The 21613-nt window shown below is 60.8% G+C and carries 16 protein-coding genes, 1 tRNA gene and 1 pseudogene; 11 read left to right on the forward strand and 7 right to left on the reverse strand.

What is annotated here, in order from left to right; genetic code table 11:
* Positions 1-21 precede the first annotated feature (21 nt).
* On the reverse strand, positions 22-1923 hold the full coding sequence (locus GGD50_RS00420; protein ID WP_107107234.1) for an AsmA family protein: 1902 nt from the start codon (positions 1921-1923) through the stop codon (positions 22-24).
* 164 nt (positions 1924-2087) lie between these two features.
* On the opposite strand from GGD50_RS00420, the gene GGD50_RS00425 reads away from it, so the two are divergent.
* The 4 genes and pseudogenes from GGD50_RS00425 to chrA (GGD50_RS00440) all read left to right on the forward strand — a co-directional run bounded on the left by GGD50_RS00425 (position 2088) and on the right by chrA (GGD50_RS00440) (position 8784).
* Positions 2088-4040 carry an acetoacetate--CoA ligase gene (locus tag GGD50_RS00425; protein ID WP_107107077.1) on the forward strand — a complete coding sequence of 651 codons (1953 nt, stop codon included), beginning with the start codon at positions 2088-2090 and terminating at the stop codon, positions 4038-4040.
* Between the two features lie 352 nt (positions 4041-4392).
* Positions 4393-6312, forward strand: a complete 1920-nt coding sequence (locus tag GGD50_RS00430; protein ID WP_107107235.1) for a DEAD/DEAH box helicase — start codon at positions 4393-4395, stop codon at positions 6310-6312.
* A gap of 249 nt (positions 6313-6561) precedes the next feature.
* Positions 6562-7374 (forward strand): annotated as a pseudogene (locus GGD50_RS00435) (chromate resistance protein ChrB domain-containing protein).
* Between the two features lie 6 nt (positions 7375-7380).
* On the forward strand, positions 7381-8784 hold the full coding sequence (gene chrA, locus GGD50_RS00440) for a chromate efflux transporter (protein ID WP_107107078.1): 1404 nt from the start codon (positions 7381-7383) through the stop codon (positions 8782-8784).
* A 63-nt stretch (positions 8785-8847) separates the two neighbouring features.
* Here chrA (GGD50_RS00440) and chrA (GGD50_RS00445) read toward each other — a convergent pair whose 3' ends face one another.
* Entirely contained in the window at positions 8848-10101 is a 1254-nt protein-coding gene (gene chrA / locus GGD50_RS00445) for a chromate efflux transporter (protein ID WP_107107236.1), read from the reverse strand.
* Between the two features lie 124 nt (positions 10102-10225).
* Positions 10226-11140 carry a DMT family transporter gene (locus GGD50_RS00450; protein ID WP_107107079.1) on the reverse strand — a complete coding sequence of 305 codons (915 nt, stop codon included), beginning with the start codon at positions 11138-11140 and terminating at the stop codon, positions 10226-10228.
* 175 nt (positions 11141-11315) lie between these two features.
* On the opposite strand from GGD50_RS00450, the gene GGD50_RS00455 reads away from it, so the two are divergent.
* Positions 11316-12206 carry a LysR family transcriptional regulator gene (locus GGD50_RS00455; RefSeq protein ID WP_107107237.1) on the forward strand — a complete coding sequence of 297 codons (891 nt, stop codon included), beginning with the start codon at positions 11316-11318 and terminating at the stop codon, positions 12204-12206.
* Positions 12207-12282: 76 nt separating this feature from the next.
* Positions 12283-12684: a GFA family protein gene (locus GGD50_RS00460; RefSeq protein ID WP_107107238.1), complete on the forward strand. Its 402-nt coding sequence runs from the start codon at positions 12283-12285 to the stop codon at positions 12682-12684.
* 20 nt (positions 12685-12704) lie between these two features.
* Here the strand turns inward: GGD50_RS00460 and GGD50_RS00465 are convergent, their stop codons facing one another.
* The gene (locus GGD50_RS00465; RefSeq protein ID WP_107107080.1) at positions 12705-16337 is read right to left on the reverse strand and encodes an ATP-binding protein; all 3633 of its coding nucleotides are present in this window, start codon (positions 16335-16337) and stop codon (positions 12705-12707) included.
* Positions 16338-16560: 223 nt separating this feature from the next.
* Between GGD50_RS00465 and GGD50_RS00470 the strand changes: the two genes are divergently transcribed.
* Together GGD50_RS00470 and GGD50_RS00475 are read left to right on the forward strand one after the other, a co-directional pair.
* A complete protein-coding gene (locus GGD50_RS00470) occupies positions 16561-17010 on the forward strand; it encodes a phasin (RefSeq protein ID WP_107107081.1) in 450 nt (149 codons plus the stop codon).
* 223 nt (positions 17011-17233) lie between these two features.
* A tRNA-His gene (locus GGD50_RS00475) sits at positions 17234-17310 on the forward strand.
* Between the two features lie 50 nt (positions 17311-17360).
* Here GGD50_RS00475 and GGD50_RS00480 read toward each other — a convergent pair.
* Positions 17361-17507: a hypothetical protein gene (locus tag GGD50_RS00480; RefSeq protein ID WP_181316005.1), complete on the reverse strand. Its 147-nt coding sequence runs from the start codon at positions 17505-17507 to the stop codon at positions 17361-17363.
* A gap of 111 nt (positions 17508-17618) precedes the next feature.
* On the reverse strand, positions 17619-17942 hold the full coding sequence (locus tag GGD50_RS00485; RefSeq protein WP_107107082.1) for a hypothetical protein: 324 nt from the start codon (positions 17940-17942) through the stop codon (positions 17619-17621).
* 311 nt (positions 17943-18253) lie between these two features.
* Here GGD50_RS00485 and GGD50_RS00490 point away from each other — a divergent pair, with 311 nt between their 5' ends.
* Entirely contained in the window at positions 18254-18412 is a 159-nt protein-coding gene (locus GGD50_RS00490; RefSeq protein ID WP_181316006.1) for a hypothetical protein, read from the forward strand.
* 114 nt (positions 18413-18526) lie between these two features.
* On the opposite strand, the gene GGD50_RS00495 is transcribed toward GGD50_RS00490, so the two are convergent.
* A complete protein-coding gene (locus GGD50_RS00495) occupies positions 18527-19408 on the reverse strand; it encodes a LysR family transcriptional regulator (protein ID WP_107107084.1) in 882 nt (293 codons plus the stop codon).
* A 112-nt stretch (positions 19409-19520) separates the two neighbouring features.
* Here GGD50_RS00495 and GGD50_RS00500 point away from each other — a divergent pair, with 112 nt between their 5' ends.
* Both GGD50_RS00500 and GGD50_RS00505 read left to right on the forward strand, forming a co-directional pair.
* On the forward strand, positions 19521-21017 hold the full coding sequence (locus GGD50_RS00500; protein WP_107107085.1) for a CoA-acylating methylmalonate-semialdehyde dehydrogenase: 1497 nt from the start codon (positions 19521-19523) through the stop codon (positions 21015-21017).
* A 156-nt stretch (positions 21018-21173) separates the two neighbouring features.
* The gene (locus tag GGD50_RS00505) at positions 21174-21521 is read left to right on the forward strand and encodes a VOC family protein (protein ID WP_107107086.1); all 348 of its coding nucleotides are present in this window, start codon (positions 21174-21176) and stop codon (positions 21519-21521) included.
* Positions 21522-21613: the final 92 nt, after the last annotated feature.

Here is a 21613-nt window from a genome sequence, read left to right on the forward strand (position 1 = left end):
CAAGCCCGCCGTAGGTGGCGCCTATTGTTGCTGTGGCTGCTGACCGGGTTTTTGCAGCAGCGTCGTGACCGGCGAGATCACCGGGTCCGGCCAGGTGCCCCCGATGAAAAAGGGCAGCATTGGCAGCTCCGCCGCATTGGCCGGGTTGCTTGCCTGCATCGTGCCCGACAGCGCCAGTCCGTTACTGCGGAAGGGAATGACGCCGTTCAGCGTCACCGTTTCGTTGCGGCCTACGATCTTGGCACTGTGAACTTCGACCGATCCCTTGGCAAAGCTCGCATCGACATCGACGCTGTCGAAGTCGAAGGATGTATCGCCGATATCGCTCATCCGGAAAAAGCCCTTTTGGGAGGCAAGCGCACGGAAGGTGGAGATGTTGAACTGCCGGAAGGAACCGGTGGCCGAGGTGAAATGCATCTTGCCGGCGACATCGCTGAGATTGGCGGCCCAGATCGGCTTCGAAGTGCTGAGCGAAAGATCGAGAGATCCGGTCGTCAGCGGCAGAGGCCCTACAAGGTTGAGCCGGGTGAACAGCCCGCCGAAATCGGCATCGTGGATGGAGATCTGCAATTTGCCGCCGCCATCGAAGTCATTTTGCGTGACCTCCAGATGCGAGGTGAGTTCTCCACCCTCGAAGCCGCTATCGCCGATATCGAATTTTGCCTTGCCGCCCGCGACCAGCAGGCTGGCGCCGATATCATCGAACTGGAAGGGACCGAGCACGGCTTTGTTCGACGAGAGCCGCATATCCAAATCGAGGCGCTGCAGCGGATTGCCGTTGAGCAAGGCGTCGATGGCGGTATCGGCAGCGAGCCGCATGGAGAAGGCTGCCAGGAACGGATTGAGATTCATCTGGTCGAAGGCGAGCGTTCCGGAAATCTTCGGCTTGCCACCCGTGGGATAGCTTAGGTCCATGACGCCGGAGGCAGCGGAATCGTTGACCTTGAAGCTCAGATTGTTGAAGCGAAGGCCATTCGGGATTGCCGCGACGTCGGCATTGAGGGAGACGTTTCGCAGCGTATCGGCGCCCGGCAGATGTTCTCCGCTCCAGGTCAGGAAGGAGGGCACATTCGGCACACTCAGATCCAGATTTCCGGCGAGCGCGGAAAAATTGGAAATACTGGTGGCGCCGGTATAGGCCCAATTGATCAGCGAAGAGGAGAAGCTTGTCTTCGCATCGACGCTTTTGCCGGCAAAGAGCAGCAGGGGCTGGGCGGAATTGAAATCGATCTTGACGTCCTGACCGTTGAGCCGCGCCAGGATGACGGCAGTCATCGCCCCAGACAGCCGCGGCCAGGAGATGTCGGCATTGACGCTGGTCATCTTGTAGAGATTGCCACTGCGATCGTCCGTCATCTCGACGCTGCCGTCCTCGATGGTCAGCATGCCGATGACGGCATCCTGATCCTTGCTTATCGGCGTGCTCTGGTTGGAGGATGTCTCCACCCGTTCGATTGCTTTGGACAGCAGCCCCTCATTCGTCCAGTCGATCAGACCGGTCTCGTCGCGCCGGATATAGATCACCGGCCGCACGAAATGGAATTCATGAAAATGCGCGCGTCCGCGCAGTGCCGCAAACAGCGAGAAATCCGCCGAGAGGCTGTCGACGTGGCCGAGCACCTTGCCGTTTTTCGTCGGTTCGCGGATGGTGATCTGGTTGAGCGTCACGCGCGGCGTCGGCCAGAATTCCAGCGTCGGCGTGCCCTCGATCTGGGCGCGATATCCCGTCCAGTCCGACAGCGCGTTCTCGATGCCGGCGCGAACCAGGCCGCTGGAAATCAGGAAAGGAGCGGTTGCTCTGAAGACGGCGAAGACGATGATGATGGTGAGAAGGACAATACCCGTGGTGCGCGCAACGGCAGGTAGCCAGCGCGAGGCCGATCGCATCGTTATCAACCACTTCTTGTTCCTCGACGCTCTCATGATCCAACTCAGACTTTCATACGGATAGCGCTGATATGCCTGCGTTTGCCGGATATAGGAAATGATCGGCGGATGCAAACATTGTACAGCGGGAATGCCGACAACTCAGTGACTTTATAATGCGCTGCAGCATGGTATATAAGCCGAAAACCGGAGGAGATAATATGCGAGACAGTCAGCCGCTCTGGACGCCATCGGATGAATTTCGCCGGCAGAGCCCGATGTTCGTCTTCATGGAAGACTGCAACCGACGCTTCGGCCTTTCGCTCTCCGATTTCGCCAGCCTGCATGCCTGGTCGATTGCCGACCGTGAAACCTTCTGGACGGCAGTGTGGGATTTCTGTGGCATCAAGGGAAAACGCGGCGAAAGGGCGCTAATTAATGGCGACCTGATGCTGGAGGCGCGTTTCTTTCCCGATGCCGAGCTGAATTTCGCTGAGAACCTTTTGTCGAAAAGCGGCGAGGGCGATGCGTTGGTCTTCTGGGGCGAAGACAAGGTGCGCGACCGCTGGTCCTGGGATCGGCTCTCGGCCATGGTATCGCGCCTGCAGCAGGCCTATCGCGCCCTTGGCATCGGCAAGGGTGACCGCATCGCGGCGATGATGCCGAATATGCCGGAAACCATCGCCTGCATGCTGGCCGCCGCCTCGATCGGCGCCATCTGGTCCTCCTGCTCCCCGGATTTCGGCGAGCAGGGCGTCTTGGATCGTTTCGGCCAGATCGAGCCGAAACTCTTCATCGCCTGCAGCGGCTATTGGTACAGCGGCAAATTGCAGGATGTGACGGCAAAGGTCAGTGCCATCGCGCAGCGCCTCGGCGCGCCTGCCGTCATTGTTCCCTACGCCGGCGATGCCGATGCGGTCGCGGCTGTGACGCCGGATGCAAGAACGTTGGATGCGTTCATCGCGCCCTTCGAGGCGAAGTCCGTCGAATTCGTGCCGCTGCCATTTTCGCATCCGCTGTTCATTCTGTTTTCCTCGGGCACGACGGGCGTGCCGAAATGCATCGTCCATTCGACCGGCGGCGCATTATTGCAGCTCATCAAGGAGCACCGCCTGCATTGCGGCGTGGTCCCCGGCGAAAAGGTCTTCTACTTCACCACCTGCGGCTGGATGATGTGGAATTGGCTGGTGACCGGGCTTGCCGCTGGCGCTACGCTCTGCCTCTATGACGGTTCGCCCTTCGCGCCGGATGGCAATATCCTGTTCGACTATGCGCAGGCGGAGAAGTTCGCCGTGTTTGGCACCTCGGCCAAATATATCGATGCAGTGCGCAAGAGCGGCTTGACGCCGAAGACGTCGCACGACCTTTCCAGCCTGCGGCTGATGACGTCCACCGGCTCGCCGTTGTCGCCGGAAGGCTTCTCCTTCGTCTATGAGGGCATCAAGGACGACATCCAGCTTGCCTCCATCTCGGGTGGCACCGATATCGTTTCCTGCTTCGTGCTCGGCAATCCCTTGCAGCCGGTTTGGCGCGGCGAAATCCAGGGGCCTGGCCTCGGCCTTGCCGTCGATGTCTGGAACGAAGAGGGTAAGCCGGTGCGCGGCGAAAAGGGCGAGCTTGTCTGCGCCAAAACCTTTCCGTCGATGCCGGTGATGTTCTGGAACGATCCTGATCGTGTCAAATATCACGCCGCCTATTTCGAGCGTTTCGACAACGTCTGGTGCCATGGCGATTTTGCCGAATGGACGGAGCATGGTGGCTTGGTCATCCATGGCCGTTCGGACGCAACGCTCAATCCCGGTGGCGTGCGTATCGGCACGGCCGAGATCTACAATCAGGTCGAGCAGATGCCCGAAGTCCTCGAAGCGCTCTGCATCGGCCAGGATTGGGATGACGACGTGCGTGTCGTGCTTTTCGTCCGCCTGGCCGCGGGCGCGGTGTTGACCGAAGATCTGGCCAAGGCGATCAAGGCCCGCATTCGCACCGGCGCCTCGCCGCGGCATGTACCGGCCAAGATCATCGCCGTCACCGATATTCCGCGCACGAAATCGGGCAAGATTGTCGAGCTTGCTGTCCGCGACGTCGTGCATGGCCGGCCGGTGAAGAACAAGGAAGCGCTCGCCAATCCCGAGGCGTTGGACCTCTTTTCCGGGCTGGAGGAGCTCAAAAACTGATAGTCCCTTAAAACTCATGGGCAAACGCTGACCTATCGGCGGTAACCCGGCGTTAAGAGAGATTGGTCAAAGGTAAAGTCCAACTTGGGGCTGTTCGTATGAGTTAGGACGGCTTGGAGCCGTGAGGCTCCCGAGACATGACGTTGATTGACTCGAGCTTTCGTTAGGCAGCATAGACCTCAAAGGCAGCGCCATCCGCTGCCTTTTTTTCGTTGTGCGCCGCACAAATACGCGCCTGCTCTGTACAATGGCTTGCCGACCAAGTATGTGCACGCCTGAAGAAGAGGCCTGCAACGTGCGGGCCACGACGATCCGCGCCGGCTGGCGCGCGAAGAATTCCGAAAGACAAGATATGACCGAATTCGAAGGCATCGCTCCTGCGATCGCCCAGGCTTTGGCAAAGCGCGGTTACGAAGCGCTGACGCCGGTACAGAAGGCCATGCTCGATCCCGGCCTTGCCGGCAAGGATGCATTGGTTTCGGCCCAGACAGGCTCTGGCAAGACAGTTGCCTTTGGCCTGGCGCTGGCGCCCAGCCTGCTGGAAGGTGCCGAGCGCTTCGGCCCGGCCGGCACGCCGCTGGCATTGGCGATCGCGCCGACCCGCGAACTGGCGCTGCAGGTGCAGCGTGAGCTGGAATGGCTGTATGAACTGACGGGCGCGACCATTGCCTCCTGCGTCGGCGGCATGGACATGCGCACCGAAAAGCGGGCGCTTGAGCGCGGCGCGCATATCGTCGTCGGTACGCCAGGCCGCCTTTGCGACCATATTCGCCGCAATTCGCTTGATATCTCCGGGCTCAAGGCCGTGGTGCTGGACGAGGCCGACGAGATGCTCGATCTCGGCTTCCGCGAGGATCTCGAATTCATTCTGGAAACTGCGCCCGCCGACCGGCGGACGCTGATGTTTTCGGCAACCGTGCCTCGTTCGATCGCAAAGCTCGCCGAAAACTACCAGCGCGACGCCGTGCGTATCGCCACCGCTTCGGAAACCAAGCAGCATGTCGATATCGACTATCGCGCCCTGACGGTCGTCCCGAGCGACAGGGAAAACGCCATCATCAATGTTCTCCGCTATTACGAAGCGCAGAACGCTATCGTCTTCTGCTCGACGCGTGCCGCGGTCAACCATCTGACGGCGCGCTTCAACAACCGAGGCTTCTCCGTCGTTGCGCTTTCTGGTGAGCTTAGCCAGAGCGAACGCACACACGCGTTGCAGGCCATGCGCGACGGTCGCGCCCGCGTCTGCATCGCGACCGACGTCGCCGCCCGCGGCATCGACCTGCCGGGCCTGGAACTGGTGGTTCACGCCGACCTGCCGACCAATCCGGAAACCCTGCTGCACCGCAGCGGCCGCACCGGCCGCGCCGGCCGCAAGGGCGTCAGCGCCTTGATCGTGCCGCTCAGCGCCCGTCGCCGTACCGAACGCCTGCTGGAAGCTGCCCGCATCCGCGCCACCTGGGCAAAGCCGCCGTCAGCCGACGAGGTGAGCCTGCGTGACGATGAGCGTCTTCTCGCCGATCCGGTCTTTGCCGCGCCGCTTGCTGAAGATGAGCAATCGATCGTGCAACAATTGCTGGAGCGCCATGGCGCCGAGCAGGTTGCCGCTGCGTTCCTGCGGCAATATCGGGCCGGCCACTCCGCGCCTGAAGAACTGCAGGACGTGCCCGCCGAAGGCGAGCGCAGAAAGCCACGCCGCGACGATTTCCCCGTCACTCACCACGACGGGCCGTCCGCCGGACGCAACGACTTCACCGACGGCGTCTGGGTGTCGCTCTCGGTCGGCCGCAAGCAGAATGCCGAGCCGCGCTGGCTGATCCCGATGCTCTGCCGCAATGGCAACCTGACCAAGCGCGACATCGGCGCAATCAAGATGCAGCCCGAGGAAACCTTCGTCGAATTTTCACAAGAAGGCGCCGAACGCTTCCTGTCGGCCATCGGCCCGGACAAGACCTTGGAAAGAGGCATCCGCGTCAAGCCGCTCGCTGGCATACCGGATTTTTCGCAGGCGAAGCGGGAAGGAACCTACGGCAAGACGAAGCCCTTCGCCGACAGGGATGCCCGCCCACAGGACGGCGGCAAGCCGAAATGGAAGTCCGACCGCAAGCCGGAACGGGCGCATGCAGGCGAGGGCAGAGTTTCCGAGCGTTCGGACAAGAAGCCTTGGGCAAAGAAGCCCGGCAAGCCGAATTTCGCCAAGAACGACGGCCCTCCCAAGGGTGGCAAGCCGAACTCAAGGGCCGCGCGCAAGGCTGCGAAGTCTCGCGGGGAGTAATCCCGGCTGCCGCGCTCCATAGGGGCGCGGCGTACTCTATCGCAGATATTTTGCCGCGACAGCCATGTCACGGTCACCATAGGAGTCGGCTGCGGAAGTTGAGAAAATGTCTGCTGAGCGCGGTAGGCGGTTATTCGGCTTGACATTTGGATCACGTCCGGCAGAAGATTGTCCATGGGGTTGCGATCACCCCATGAGGCCACGGCTGAAGAATCGCGTCCTGGAACCCGAGCCAACGGAGGACGCGTTATGCCGTCATTTCTGGAAATTACACCCGACAAGCTGAATCGTATTATCGGCACGCCCAACTCGCCGACGATCATCGACGTCCGCAACGACGAGGATTTCGCTGCTGATCCCCGTCTTATTCCCGGCTCGATCCGTCGCGATTATCGAACGGTAACCGACTGGACGAACGAACTGGCTGGGCCAGCCATCGTCCTCTGTCAGAAGGGACAGAAACTCGGTCACGGAGTCGCTGCCTATCTTCGTGTCTTCGGAAAGGAGGCGGAGGTTCTCGAAGGCGGTTTCGAGGCGTGACGGAGCGCGAAGGGTGTACTGGTCCCCGAGGAGAAGTTGCCGCCCCGAGATGCCAAGGGACGAACCGTCTGGGTCACAAGAGCACGGCCGAAGATCGATCGCATCGCTTGCCCATGGTTGATCCGGCGCTTTATCGATCCGTCAGCGATCTTTCTGTTCGCCCCGGCAGTTGAAGTTTTAGCGGTCGCTGATCGCTTCAAGGCGATGCCCTTCGACATCGAGGATGTCTTTTGGAGACATCGCGGCGAGCTGTGCACCTTCGATGTCATGATCGAAGAGTTCGGCCTCGGCACCGAGCCCCTCCTTCATCTTGCAACCATCGTTCGAGGCGCCGATACCGCCCGACCCGACCTGGCACCTGAAGTATCCGGACTGCTCGCAGCCTCGCTCGGGCTTTCGCGGATGTTCAACGACGACTTGGAGCAATTGGAAGCCGGCATGACGTTATATGATGCCTTCTATCGTTGGTGTCGTGATGCGACAGAAGAGACGCACAATTGGCCCAACCCGAGGAAGGCATGAGAGCCTATGACCGACCTCGTAAAGAACGCGGCAGCGCGATCAAACTCGGCTGACTGGGATGTTGTCCCGCTCGGCGAGGCTATCAAGGTCTGGACCCGTGTTGCCGCCCTGAGCTTCGGCGGGCCTGCTGGACAAATCGCCGTTATGCACCGCATCGTCGTTGACGAGAAGAAGTGGGTAGGAGAGCATAGATTCCTTCATGCTCTGAACTACTGCATGTTGCTGCCGGGGCCAGAAGCACATCAGCTTGCCATCTATATCGGCTGGCTGCTGAACAGGACCCTGGGCGGTATGATCGCGGGCAGTTTGTTCGTCCTGCCAGGCTTCCTTGCGATCCTCGCACTCAGCTACATCTACGTCTTGTTCGGGAACTTGACCTTCATTGAAGGCATGTTCTTCGGGCTCAAATGCGCCGTGCTGGCGGTCGTAATCCAGGCCGTCTTCCGCATCGGTAGCCGAGCCCTCAAAAACAGGACTATGATTGCATTGGCCACTGCCGCCTTCGTTGCGATCTTCTTCCTGCACGTTCCGTTTCCGCTAATCATCGTTGGGGCGGGACTTATCGGTTACCTTGCCTCTCGCGGAGGGGTAGCGGCCTTCAAGGCGGGCGGCGGGCACAAGTCGGGCTCCGAGGCAATCCTGGAAGACAAGGACTCCGTTCTTGGCGAGGAGATTCCTCTGCACGCTCGACCAAACCTCGCCTGGTCTCTCAAGACCTCAGGTGCGCTGGCCGCCGCGTGGCTTATCCCGGTTGCTGCCATCCTGATCACGCTCGGCCCCGACAACGTCTTTTCCAAGATCGGGATATTCTTCAGCGAGATGGCAATCGTAACCTTTGGAGGTGCGTATGCCGTGCTGGCATATGTCGCACAGGAGGCGGTACAGCAGTTGGGCTGGCTGCGGCCGGGTGAGATGCTGGACGGTCTGGGGATGGCGGAAACGACTCCTGGACCGTTGATCATGGTGACGCAGTTCGTTGGGTTCCTGGCAGGCTATCGTAATCCCGGGACTCTCAGCCCTCTTACAGCAGCAACTTTCGCCGCCGTGCTCACAACATGGGTCACGTTCCTACCGAGCTTCCTTTGGATTTTCGCAGGCGCGCCATTCATCGAGAAGATGCGCGGCAATGTCGTTCTGACCGGTGTCATGTCAGCGATAACGGCAGCGGTCGTAGGCGTCATCTTGAACCTCGCGATTTGGTTCGGGCTCCATGTGCTGTTCCGCGAGACCACAAGTTTCACCTATGGCTCTTGGACGATGGATGCACCCGTCCTAACCTCACTTTCATTGCCCTCGCTGGTACTGACTCTCTTGGCCGCGACAGCCATCTTCCGTCTGAGGATGTCGGTGATAACAACCCTATTGGCATCTGCCGCTTTGGGCGTTGGCTGGACCGTCTTTGTTTCGTGACGGGCACCGTCGCCCGGGTGACCAAGCCCTCGGAGAGTAGGCCCAGCCCATAACATGCGGAAACTACGCCATTTGCAAAATAAGCGCGCCGGCGGCCATTAGTACAACGACGATCCATGGCGGCGCCTTCCACACCACCAGTAGAAGAAAGCCGGAAAGGGCAAGGGCAAAATCGGCTGATGAGAGGACCGCACTGGTCCACACGGGATTATAGAGGGCGGCGCCCAGCACGCCGACCACGGCTGCGTTTGCGCCGCGCATGGCCGCCTGAGCCAGCGGATAGGTGCTGAGCCTGTCCCAGAAAGGCAAGGTGCCGACGAGCAGCAGAAAGCCGGGCAGAAAAATAGCGAGCAGACAGATGACTGCGCCTGCAAGGCCCTGGGGAGAGGGCACCATCGCCGCCCCGAGATAGGCCGAAAAGGTGAAGAGCGGGCCGGGTACGGCCTGCGCAACGCCATAGCCGGCAAGGAAGGCGTTTTCCGATATCCAGCCCGGCCTCACCACCTCTGCCTGAAGCAGCGGCAGCACGACATGCCCGCCGCCGAACACGAGTGCGCCGGAACGATAGAAGGCATCGAAGAGACGCAGCCCCTGCCAATCCAGAGCCGAAACAACGAGCGGCAGCCCGAATAACAAAAGCACGAACGCCAGCAGACAAAAGAGGCCTGCAGATCTGGATATTCCGAACGAAAGACTTGGCTTGTGCCCGACCACAGCTCCGCGACAAAGTGCAAGTCCTGAAACGGCACCCAGCACAATGGCTCCGAGCTGGCCGAGCGTCCCGCCAAACGTCACCATGAAAATCGCCGCGAGCGCGATGCCGGCGCGCGGCCGGTCTGGCGTCAGCGATTTTGCCATGCCCGAGACCGCTTGGGCGACAACAGCCACGGCAACGAGCTTCAACCCATGCAGCAAACCCTGCCCGAGGGGATTGTCGAGGGCAGTGGCCGCGGTGGCGAAGATAAAGAGGATCAGTGCCGATGGAAGCGTAAAAGCGCTCCATGCCGCAAGCGCGCCCAGCGGGCCAGCCCGCAACAAGCCCATGGCAAAGCCGACCTGGCTCGAGGCAGGTCCCGGAAGGAACTGACAGAGGGCAATGAGATCGGCATAACCCTTTTCGTCGATCCACTTCCGCCGCGCCACGAGTTCGTCGCGGAAATATCCGAGATGCGCGATCGGCCCGCCGAACGAGGTGAGGCCGAGCTTAAGGAATGCGCCGAAGACCTCCCAAGGCGTGCCCGCCGGTGGAACTACCGCTCCGTCTTCGGCTGCCTCGTTTGCGTCCACGACTACGTCTCCCAATTTCGCTCGGTCCATATCCCCGTCGTCAATGACGGCGCGATGACAGTAGACGACTGGGATATTTTCTTGCAACGAGCCGCTTGCCGTTGATCGGTCCGCGGACGCAGCAGAAATGTCTGCTTCGGAACAAGAGGATACGTCAGACCTTTTCCACTGAAGGGCCGCGCGAGGTCAGCCAGACCCCCACCAGCGTCACCGCCAATCCTACGAACATCGCCGTTGTCAGCGGTTCGGAAAATAAGGCCCAGGCCCACAGCATGGTGACGGGTGGACTGAGATAGATGGCCGCGCTGACCTGCGCCACCGGGAAGAGGCGCAGGCTCGTATAGTAGACCGAGTAGGCGGCAAAGGTTGCAATCAGCACCAGCCAAATCATGCCGATCGCGAAACCGCGGGTCATCGGTGGCGCAAGATCGCCCTGCATCATGGCGCAGACGCCGAACAGCACCGAGCCCGTAAGAGTATGGATGCAGAGGCTTTGGTGAACGGGCATAAGCCTGGTCCGCCGCCTTTTGTGCAGAACCGATGCGAAGGCAAAGACGAGCATCGAGCCGACCGTCAATCCATAGGCCCAAAACGGGGCCGCGCCGAAGTTGAGGCTGTCTAGCGACACGATCAACACGCCGGCCACAGCAATCGCCGTTCCCAGCCATTGGCGCCCGCTCAGCCGTTCCCCCAAGACGGGTTGTGACAAGGCCGCAATCGCCAGCGGCAGGAGATCGGAGATCAGCGCCACTAGCCCCGTCGGTACCCGCTGTTCGATCGCCAGCGCAAAGCCGCCGAGATAGAGGAAGACAGACATCACGCCGAACAACATCTGATCCGCTATCGCGCGCAGCCGCATCCGTGGCCCGATCGCCAATGCAAAAGGCAGCAGGACCAATCCCGACAGCAGCGTCCGCCAGAACAGGACCAGTATGACGCTGGCCTCCTGGCTGGCATAACGAATACCGACGAAGCCGGAACTCCAGCTAAAGATCAGCAGCGTCGCCATCAACGGCCAAAGGAAGCGGCTGTTATTTAATATGGGCCGGGAGAGGGGCTGGTCAGTCATAAGGCTCTCGGTTGAATGTCACCTGCCTTTCAGCCATAGGCCAGGGCCAATTCGATTACACATGACAAATATCGATCATCGCATGACATATCAGTCTTAGAACTAATGAATATTTGCCAGATGCTGTCGGAATATGCATTCTCTCTGCGAGACTATCATGCGGGCCGAGTTTGCCATGACCGAGTTCACCAGCCGACGTTTGGAAATCGACGCGTTGCGCGCGCTATGGGCGATCCGCCATCACGGCGGCATTACCCGCGCGGCCGAAGCCCTGGGCCTGTCGCAATCCGCCGTCAGTCATAAAATCAAGCGGCTTGAGACGAGCCTCGATTGCGATCTGCTGAGCCGCAAGCCTGGAGCGTCGATGTTCACCGCGGCCGGGGAGGATCTGCTTGACTATGCCGGGCGCATCCTCGGCCTGCATGACGAGGCGCTGTTGAGCCTGTCGAAGACATCGCTTGCCGGGCGCGTCGCCCTTGGCCTGACCGAGGATACGACCTGCACAGACCTTGCCCGGATATTGGGGCGATTTCGCCGGCTGCATCCGAATGTCTCTGTTCGCACCAAGGTCCGCATGAGCTTGATTCTCAGGGGCATGCTCGAGCGGGGAGAGCTTGACGCCGCCATCGTGCAGGTTTTCGCCCATGAGGTCCGCCCGACCGATGTCGTTCTCTTCCGGGAGGCGCTTCATTGGGTCAAGCATCCGGACCTTTCCTTGCCGCCAGGCGAGCCAGTTCCTTTTCTGTCCTTCGACGATGAATGCTTCTATCGCCGCTGGGCGCTCGATATCGGACAGGACGGCGGGGTGGTTCTCGAAACCGTATTCGAATGCGCGAGCGCGGCGGGGATCGTCGCGGCTGTTACTTCGGGCTTGGGCGTGGCGCTTCTGAACGGCCGTCACCTGCAGCCCGAAATGGAGATCATCACTCATGGCCTGCCGGCACCGCCTGCCTTGGCCTATGTGGTGCGCCGCGGCCGCAAGGTGAGAAATCCGGCGCTCGATACGCTTGTGGCGGAGATCGAAAGCGAAATCAGCCGTTACGGCGGGCTGGCTCTGGCGAGCTGACAGGGGATTTGCAGGGATCTCGCGACTGGGGCAGAATGCCGCCTTCGAACGGGCACCGGAATGGAGCGGCATGCTCATGCTGATCGGCTCATGTCACTGCGGCAAGGCAGGCTGGACGCTCGAAGGCGATCCAGGCTCGATCACGGCCTGCAATTGCACGCTCTGCCGGCGCTACGGCGCGTTGTGGGCCTATGACTACGAAGGGGGGCGGATTTCCGTCACCGGGCAGACCGCTTCCTATACGCGCGCCGGCAGGGAGAAGTCTTCTCTCGAAATATTGTTCTGCCCGTCCTGCGCCTGTGTATTGAGCTGGCGCGGCCTGAGGCTTCAAAAGGATGGCCGCCGACGCATTGCCGTCAATCTCCGGCTTGCTCCACCGGATCTCGTCTCCGACCTGCCTATCGATCACTTCGATGGGCTCGACACGTTTGAAGACCTTCCTTCGAAAGGACGGTGCGTGCGCGATCTCTGGTTCTGATGACGAGCTGGCGATCTCTCTCAGTTCGCCAGCACCCTCGGCGAGGGGAAGGTAATCTCGACCAGCGTGCCTTCATTCGGCGCGGAATTGATCGAGAAGGTTGCCCTGTTGGCATCGACCATGGCCTTGGTCAGCGGCAGACCGAGGCCGGTGCCGTCGCCGCGTTTGCGGGCATTGGTCGAGACCTGTCGGAAGGGTTTCATCGCCTGCTCCAGCTCGCTGCGGGTCATGCCGACGCCGGTATCGCGGATGCGCATGACGACGCTGCCATTGCCTTCGTAAGAGGTGGACACGACGATCTGGCCGCCTGATGGCGTGAAGCGGATGGCATTCGACAGGATGTTGAGCGCGATCTGCTTGATCGAGCGCAGGTCGGCCACGACATTCGGCACGGCTTGCGACAGCGCCGTGCGGATGATGACACGCTGGCTGTTGGCCTGCGGCTGCACCAGCGATACGGCTTCGGCAATTGCCTCGTTGAGGCCGACGGACGAAAATTCCAGGTCCATCTCACCGGCTTCGATCTTGGAGATGTCCAAGAGATCGTTGACGATGTCGAGCACATGCCGGCCCGAGCGGCCAATATCCGCAGCATATTCGATATAGCGGGAGTGACCGATCGGCCCGAAGCGCTCGCCGGCCATCATGTCGGAAAAGCCGATGATGGCGTTGAGCGGCGTACGGATCTCATGGCTGACGCGGGCAAGGAAATCGGTCTTGTGGGCATTGGCCGTCTCCGCCGCGCGCTTGGCATTGCGCAACTCTTCCTCGGTGCGCTTCCACTGCGTGATGTCGCGAATGACGGCGCAATAGCCGTTCGAGGAGTTTAGGCGCCCCATGGTCATGAACAAGGGCACGAAGCCACCCGATGCCTCGCGGCCGATCACTTCACGGCCGTCGTTCAGCACGCTTGCGACACCATGGCCGGAGAGACCGCCGAGATAGTCCAGCACGGCCTTCTGGCTCTCATGTGCAAAAAGCATGACGAAAGGTTTGCCACGGGTTTCCTGGTCGTCATAGTTGAAGAGCGCGCTTGCCGAGCGGTTCATCGACCGGATTTCGCCCTCCTGCCCGATGATGATGACCCCATCCGTTGCCGTTTCCAGCGTCGAACGCAGCTCTTCGATTTCGACCTGCAGCTTGGCGAGCTTTTCGACCATGCGTTCCGGCCGCGCTTCTTCCGGCACGGGCTCCGGCGCAGGGGCCTCGCTCTTTTCGAGCGGCATCAGCGCCAGCATCAAAGCGGTGCCGTCTTCCCAACGGATCGATTGCAGCCGCGCGGTAACAGGCACGAGCGTATCGTCGGCGCGCACCACCATCATCGTCCCCGGCTGCTCGGTCTTGCCTTCGAGGTCATGGCGCTGCAGCAGCGCATCCAGCCCGCCGACATGGTCCAGGTCCGTGAGGCTTTCATAGCCCGTCAGCCGCAGGAATTCCGGGGTGCCGTGGATCAGCCGGTCGCCGGCATGCACGAGGATGGCGAGGGGCAGTTGATCGACGATCTCGGCCGACAGGCCGTCACGCATTTTCACGCGCGGCGGAATGGCGGTGCTCAAGACTTCAAGCGGGTCGATGTTTTCTTCAGGCTTTTCTGCCTCGGCCACAGGCGCCGGCATGTCCTGTTCGGATTGTGCAGTGTCGCCGCTTTCCGACTGATCTTTGGCAGCAATATCGTCGGCCGGCGCCTCGACAGCATCGGACAGAACCTCATCCGCAGCATTCGGCAGCGGGGAGATGCTCACCACCTCTTCGGACTGTTCTGTCGTTTCAGGCTCGCCGCTCGGCGGCTCGGCGCGTTTGCCGAAGGGGTCGAGCTGCCGGGCGATCTCGCGGAGGGCTGCCTGTTCGCTCAATGACAAGCCGCCTGGAGTCTGCATGCGGCGCTCGTGCAACCGGATGACCTTGTCGGATTCCCGGCGGTTCGGCGTCTCGGCAATCTTCAGGGCAGGCGGCTCGTCATCCCTGGCAACGGGTTCGTTCGTTGCCTCGGGTCCTGCTTCGCGAGCCGTCTCCTCTTCTGCGGCGACATTTTCCTCCGTCGCGTCATGCAATGCTTCTTCGGTAATTGCCGGCGCAGCCGTCTCGACGGTTGGCTTGTCAACAGTGCCCGGTGCCGCCTGTTCGTCCTCTCCATCCAGCCGCAAGCCAAGCTTCATCGGATCTTCTATGGCATCGGACAGGCGGACGACGCCGAAGCCTCTGAAACCGTCGAATTCGCGGCTGCGCGTATAGGTCGGCAACGCAGCCAGATCGACCGGCACTACCAGGTTGGTATTTTCCACCGGCCAGTAGATCGTCCGACCGGACCATGTGTCGCGCCGGGCCAGAAGCTCGGCGATCTTGCCGTCCGGATCGAGATTGAAATGCTTGGCGATGTCAGCGAAGGCGACGCCGGTTACTTTCGTGGCATGTGGGCCGACGGCTTCAGCGAACTCGCGCGAGACTTCGCTGAAGCGGCCTTCGGCGTCGATCCTCCAGACGAAGCGCGTGGCGCGGCCGCTGCGCTTGAAGGTGAAACCCTCCAACTGGTCGGTTTCGGGAACGCCTGCCTCGGCTGCGACGGGCTCAGCGCCGGCTTCAGCATCCTCCGCCCGCTTTTCTCCGGTGCTCGGTCGGAGATCGTCATCGGCCTCTGGTACAAGCTCGTCGGCATGGGCGGCCGCCTCGATCTGTTCGGGCGTCACGCCATCCATCATCACCAGCGCGTCGATATTCTGACCGACGGCATCGGTGTGTGCATGTACCTCTTCATGGTCGGCGCCAGATGTTTCCGGCGCATGCTCGATGTCCTCGATATCGGCCACCGCGTCGATGACCTCAGGGGAGAGAACTTCTGGGGCAGGCGCTGCGTCGGCAACGGGCATCTCCTCAGCCGCTGCTGTCTCCAGCTCATTCCGCGCCTCTTCCGCTTCCGGTTCGATCGCGGCGCCCGTTGCGGAGCCGGCAGATGCTTCGGCCCCGAGGCTTGCCGTCGGGTCGAGACCACCGGCTGCGGTATCGACGACGAAGAGCAGATGCAGGGCAGGGATTTCCGACAGCTTGCCGACGGCGGCGGGCAGATAGCCATGGCCGGTCGGGATCGGCCGCTTGATAAGCCGCTCCGCCTGTGCCCCCGCCATGGTCGTCAACATCCTTGCGGTTTGCGGCGTCACGCCCAGTGCATCAAAGCGGGCGGAAGCGGCGATGACTTCGCCGTCGCGGCCGATCACGGCCATATGCGTATCGGGATCGTCGAAGCCGTCGATCATCCGTTTTGCACTCTCGGCCGCGGCGAGCGGTTTGGAGGAGACCGGGGAAGAAAACAGGACCGCCTCTTCACCGGCCTGGACCTGGATGATTTCGACCGCGGCATTGACGACCGAGCGCTGGAAGCCGGAGGCCATGCGGATCAGGAAAGTGCGCTGGTCGCCGACCGCACCAAGTCCGCGCGCCGTCGCCTCGATCTGGCGGAAGGAGACATCGCCGGTCTTCGGTCCCTGGTCGAGGAAATCGTAGATGATATCGTAGCCGAAGAGGTTGGCGCCGGCGCCGTTGGCCCAGAGCACGCGATCCAAGCCGGTCGAAAACAGCACCATGGCTTCGCCGCGCGCAAAACGCTCCCGAACGCGGGGGTGCACGGCAATGTCAATGAACGGATACTGAATTGCGGGCATGTTCCGACCTGTTTTGCGGGCGTGATCGCCTCTCTTACTTTAACGCTTTATTAATAACGGCGCCCCGGTTTCAGGTCCAGCGACGGGCCAGGTTTTTGACTGGAAGGGTTAACGCGTTGTGCATCGCAAAAAAGATGTTGCACTGCACAATAGTTTATATTATATAGGGCTCAATCAATTCACCAAGGGCGCCTCTGAGGAGGGCCCGTATAGGAGCGCTATCATGGCTACTGTAAAGAAAGACGACGTTTTTTCAACGGCTGCATTCGACCCGTCCAAGCTCTCTGAATCCTTCCGCGACTTCGCCGAAAAGGGCGCTACACAGTCCAAGGAAGCCTTCGCCAAGATGAAGACGGCTGCCGAAGACGCTGGCAAGACCCTCGAGGCCACTGTCCAGACCGCCCAGGCTGGCTCCGTGGAAATCGGGCTCAAGACCATCGACGTGCTGCGCGCCAATGCTGAAAGCTCGCTGGCGCACATGGAAGCTCTGCTTCGCGTCAAGTCCGTCGCCGAACTCTTCGAACTGCAGACCTCCTTCATCCGCAAGCAGGCTGAAGTTACCGTCGAGCAGGCCAAGTCGATCCAGGAAACCACCAAGAAGGTTGCCGAAAAGCTGGCAAAGCCGGCCAAGGACGCTGCTGAAAAGGCCATGTCCTCCTTCAAGGTTGCCTAATTCTTAAAAAACCTCCCAAGATCGGAACGTCCCGTTTTCAGGTGAACACTGGAAACGGGACGTTTTTGATTCAGCCTCACAACGCTTTTCGCAGGCTCGTCCGACTGCGATATGTGCTTTGGAAGGCGGTCATGCCCAGCTTTTTCATATTGCAGGGAGATAGGACTTGAAATAATTTCAAAGTCCTCGTATGTCACCCCCGTTCGCGGCGACGCGAGCATGTGCGGTTGTAGCTCAGTTGGTTAGAGCGCAGGTTTGTGGCACCTGAGGTCGGAGGTTCGAGACCCCCCAACCGTACCATTTCTCCCCATAGATCAAACGATAGCAGGCAGCCGGATATCAGCGGCGGGCTATTTCTTGTCCTCAGGCTTCTTTGCGACATGTCCCGGTGAGATTGGATCGCTCGCAGGAAAGGTCTCCTCAAGCGCCTCTTCGAGATAATCGTCCTGCTCCTTGCGTTCTTTCTCGGTCAGCTTCGGTTTCTTTTTCTCGCTCATGATCTTTGCTCCCTGAGACGTTCTTAGGATTCTAGGCCACGACCGGCCCTTGTCCAGCGCCGTGTCACCTCGATGCGGTCGCGCATCTCTGGTGCTCGCCCAAAGACACTCCTAGAACGTGATCCGCGAGACGATCTTGGCGCGGCCGCGGGGCGGTATTGCGGGCGTTTCGGGCGGCACCCTGAATGTCCTTCTGGCGGCGGGCTGGGCAGCGCCAGGGATGGCTTTTTTGACCGCCGCGATATCCTCGGGGCTGACCTTGGAGGCGGCACACGCCCCCTTCTTGTTCCAGAGGTTATCGGCGATGCTGCTGCCGACCGCTGCAGTGATGGCCGTCCCGGCCACATCGTTTCGCTGAACCTTGTTCGCCTTCACCAATCCCTGGATGGCTTCGCCGAGGATATCCGCGGAGTCCTTGAACGACACGTTGCGCACCTGGTCGAACCTTTTCCGGGGGGAGCTGCGAATAGTCGATGCTCGTGCATGCGCTGAGACCGCCGGCGAGCGCCGCGAAGAATACCCCGCCTTTCAACATCAAGCGCCCCTCGGACCCTGCCTGGATGAAAACGAAAGTCTATTATTCTACTTATGCACGAACTGGTTCCGTGCGCAAATGAAACGGGAATTCATGCCGGGGCAGGGGAGCCAGGCCATGGCGTTCTCGGTGGGCGGCTGGAATTCCTGTGGAACCCTGCCTGTTCGCCGTCGTTCTGTTCATATCAACAATAAGACAGAAGGACCTGGCCATGTCCGTGCCACGCGAGCCGATTCCCGAAAAGCCACCGATGCCCGGTCCCGGCTGGGCACCCGTGCCGCCGATAGAGGAGCCGGATCCCGACAGGCTGCCGGATGAAATTCCCGTTCCCAATCCCGATGAGAACGAAGAGCCGCCGAAGCATGCCTAACGCATGTTGCGCAAAAGTGTCCGGCGGTCTTGCGAAAACGACATGCAAAAACAAGCAGCCAAAGCGCGGGAGCGAATCTGAAAGATCGCGACGAGCTTTAGAGGCCTGACTGCTTCAGAAAAACATCCGCCTTTCCTCGCTCACCAACTCCTGCAGAAAATCCGCGACGGTGCGCACCCGCACCAGATCGCGGGCGCTTTCGTGATAGATGGTCCAATAGGCGCGTTTGATCGAGACATCGGGAAGAATGCGGATCAGCTCCGGATATTGCCTGGCGATGTAATCGTGCAAAATGCCGATGCCGGCGCCGGAGCGCACCGCTTCCGTCTGGCCGATGGAGGTGGAGATTTCGAACGATGCGTCCCAGCTCCGCATGATCTCGCCGGAGAAATTCAGGGATGCGGTAAAGATCAGGTCTTCGACATAGCCGATGCGCGGGTGCAATTTCAGTGCCTCCACGCTGTCCGGCAGGCCTGCCTGATCGAGATAGGCCTTCGAAGCGTAAAGGCCGAGCGTATAGTCTGTCAGCTTGGATGAGATCAGACGACCCTGTTCGGGGCGTTCCAGCGTGATGGCGATATCCGCCTCGCGCTGCGACAGCGAAAAGGAGCGGGGCACCGGCACCAGTTGGATGCGCAGTTCCGGATAGCGCGCAATCAGCCGGCCCAAACGGGGGGCGAGGAAGGAGACGCCGAAACCGTCCGGCGCGCCGATGCGCACCGTGCCGGTAATGGCGCTGTCGAGATGGCCGACACTTGCCTGGGCGCGCAGCATCTCGGTTTCCATGCGCTCGGCTGCATGCAGGAAGATTTCGCCCTCGGCGGTCAGATCGCAGCCATTGGTGCGGCGCACCAGCAGCCGCGTCTTCAGCCGCTCCTCCAGCGTCGTCACCCGCCGGGAGAGCGTCGCGTGGTTGACCCCAAGCCGTTTCGAGGCCGCCAGGATCTGTCCCGTGCGGGCAACAGCGAGGAACATGCGGACATCATCCCAATCCATATGCACATCCAGGGCTTTAATTTCTGCACAACGGTTGCTTATAACAGCTCATTGATTTGTGCAAATTGAAGTGCGATCCTGTCACCATTCCAGAAAACGAGGAGGCACATCCATGCAAGAGATCGGTCATTTCATTGGCGGCAAGCACGTCGCTGGCACCAGCGGCCGCACGAGCAACGTCTACAATCCGGCAACCGGCGAAGTGCAGGCGACCGTCGCGCTCGCCAGCGTCGAGGAAATCCGCGCAGCCGTCGAAAACGCCAAGGCCGCGCAGCCGAAATGGGCCGCCACCAATCCGCAGCGCCGCGCTCGCGTTTTCTTCAAGTTCGTCGAACTCCTGAACCAGCATATGGACGAGCTGGCTCTGTTGCTCTCCAAGGAGCACGGCAAGACGGTCGAGGACTCCAAGGGCGACGTTCTCCGTGGCCTGGAAGTCTGCGAATTCGTCTGCGGCATCCCGCATCTGCAGAAGAGCGAGTTCACCGAAGGCGCCGGCCCGGCGATCGACATGTATTCCATCCGCCAGCCGGTCGGCATCGGCGCCGGCATTACGCCGTTCAACTTCCCGGCCATGATCCCGATGTGGATGTTTGCCCCGGCGATCGCCTGCGGCAACGCCTTCATCCTGAAGCCGTCCGAGCGTGATCCGTCCGTGCCGCTCCGCCTCGCCGAACTGATGATCGAAGCCGGTCTGCCCGCAGGCATCCTGAACGTCATCAATGGCGATAAGGCAGCCGTCGACGCCATCCTGGCCGATCCGGATATCGCTGCCGTTTCCTTCGTCGGTTCCACGCCGATCGCCCGCTATGTCTATGGCACGGCGGCGATGAACGGCAAGCGCGCGCAGTGCTTCGGCGGCGCCAAGAACCACATGATAATCATGCCGGATGCCGACATGGATCAGGCCGTCAACGCCCTGATGGGCGCAGGCTATGGTTCGGCCGGTGAGCGCTGCATGGCAATCTCCGTTGCCGTTCCGGTGGGCGAAGACACCGCCAATCGCCTGGTCGAAAAGCTCGTGCCGAAGATCGAATCCCTGCGCATCGGCCCCTACACCGATGACAAGGCCGATATGGGCCCGCTCGTCATCAAGGATGCGTATAACCGCGTCAACGGCCTGATCGACCGCGGTGTCGAGGAAGGCGCCAAGCTCGTGGTCGATGGCCGCGGCTTCAAGCTGCAGGGTTATGAGGACGGCTATTTCGTCGGCGGCACGCTGTTCGACCACGTCAAGCCGGACATGGACATCTACAAGACCGAAATCTTCGGACCGGTCCTCTCGGTTGTCCGCGCCCAGAACTACGAAGAAGCGCTCGATCTGCCGATGAAGCACGAATACGGCAATGGTGTCGCGATCTACACCCGCGACGGCGATGCCGCCCGCGATTTCGCCTCGCGCATCAACATCGGCATGATCGGCGTCAACGTTCCGATCCCGGTTCCGCTCGCCTACCACTCCTTCGGCGGCTGGAAGGCGTCCAGCTTCGGCGACCTCAATCAGCACGGCACGGACTCGATCAAGTTCTGGACCCGCACCAAGACGATCACCGCCCGCTGGCCGTCCGGCATCAAGGGCGGGGCTGAATTCGTCATGCCGACGATGAAGTAACGTTCTTCGATATCGTCTGATACGAGCCGCCGTCCAATGCCGATTTGAGGCTGAATTGGGCGGCGGTTTTTTGTTGCGGTTATTTTCTGCTGAGTCATCTTGCTGGACGGTGTATTTTGTTTTAGAACAAAACAAGAACAACCGGAGGACGGTGTGATGCCCGTGACCTATCAGATCGACTATCTCGAATTTCCGTCGACCGACGGGTTGAAGACCCGCCGTTTTTTCGAGGAAGCTTTCGAGTGGAGCTTCGTCAGCTACGGACCGACCTATCACGCCATCGAAGCGGCGGGCATCGACGCCGGCATCCAGGGTGACGCGGCAGCGGCAACCGACGCACCGCTTCCCGTCGTGCGCACGACGGATTTGGAAGCGGCACAGCGCGCCGTCGAACTCGCCGGCGGGGTCGTCACACGGCCCGCCTTCGACTTCCCCGGCGGCCGGCGCTTTCATTTCCGCGAGCCCGGCGGCTGTGAGATGGCGGTCTGGGTTTCGGTGAGTTAAAGGCGGGTCGGGGGGTGTGGCATTGAAGTCGCAGTCTCAGTCTGAGTTGTGACACGGCCGCATTGCCTATCCCGGTTCTTAATTTTCCCATT

This window comes from Martinezella paranaensis, assembly GCF_014200235.1.
Lineage (GTDB): Bacteria > Pseudomonadota > Alphaproteobacteria > Rhizobiales > Rhizobiaceae > Rhizobium > Rhizobium paranaense.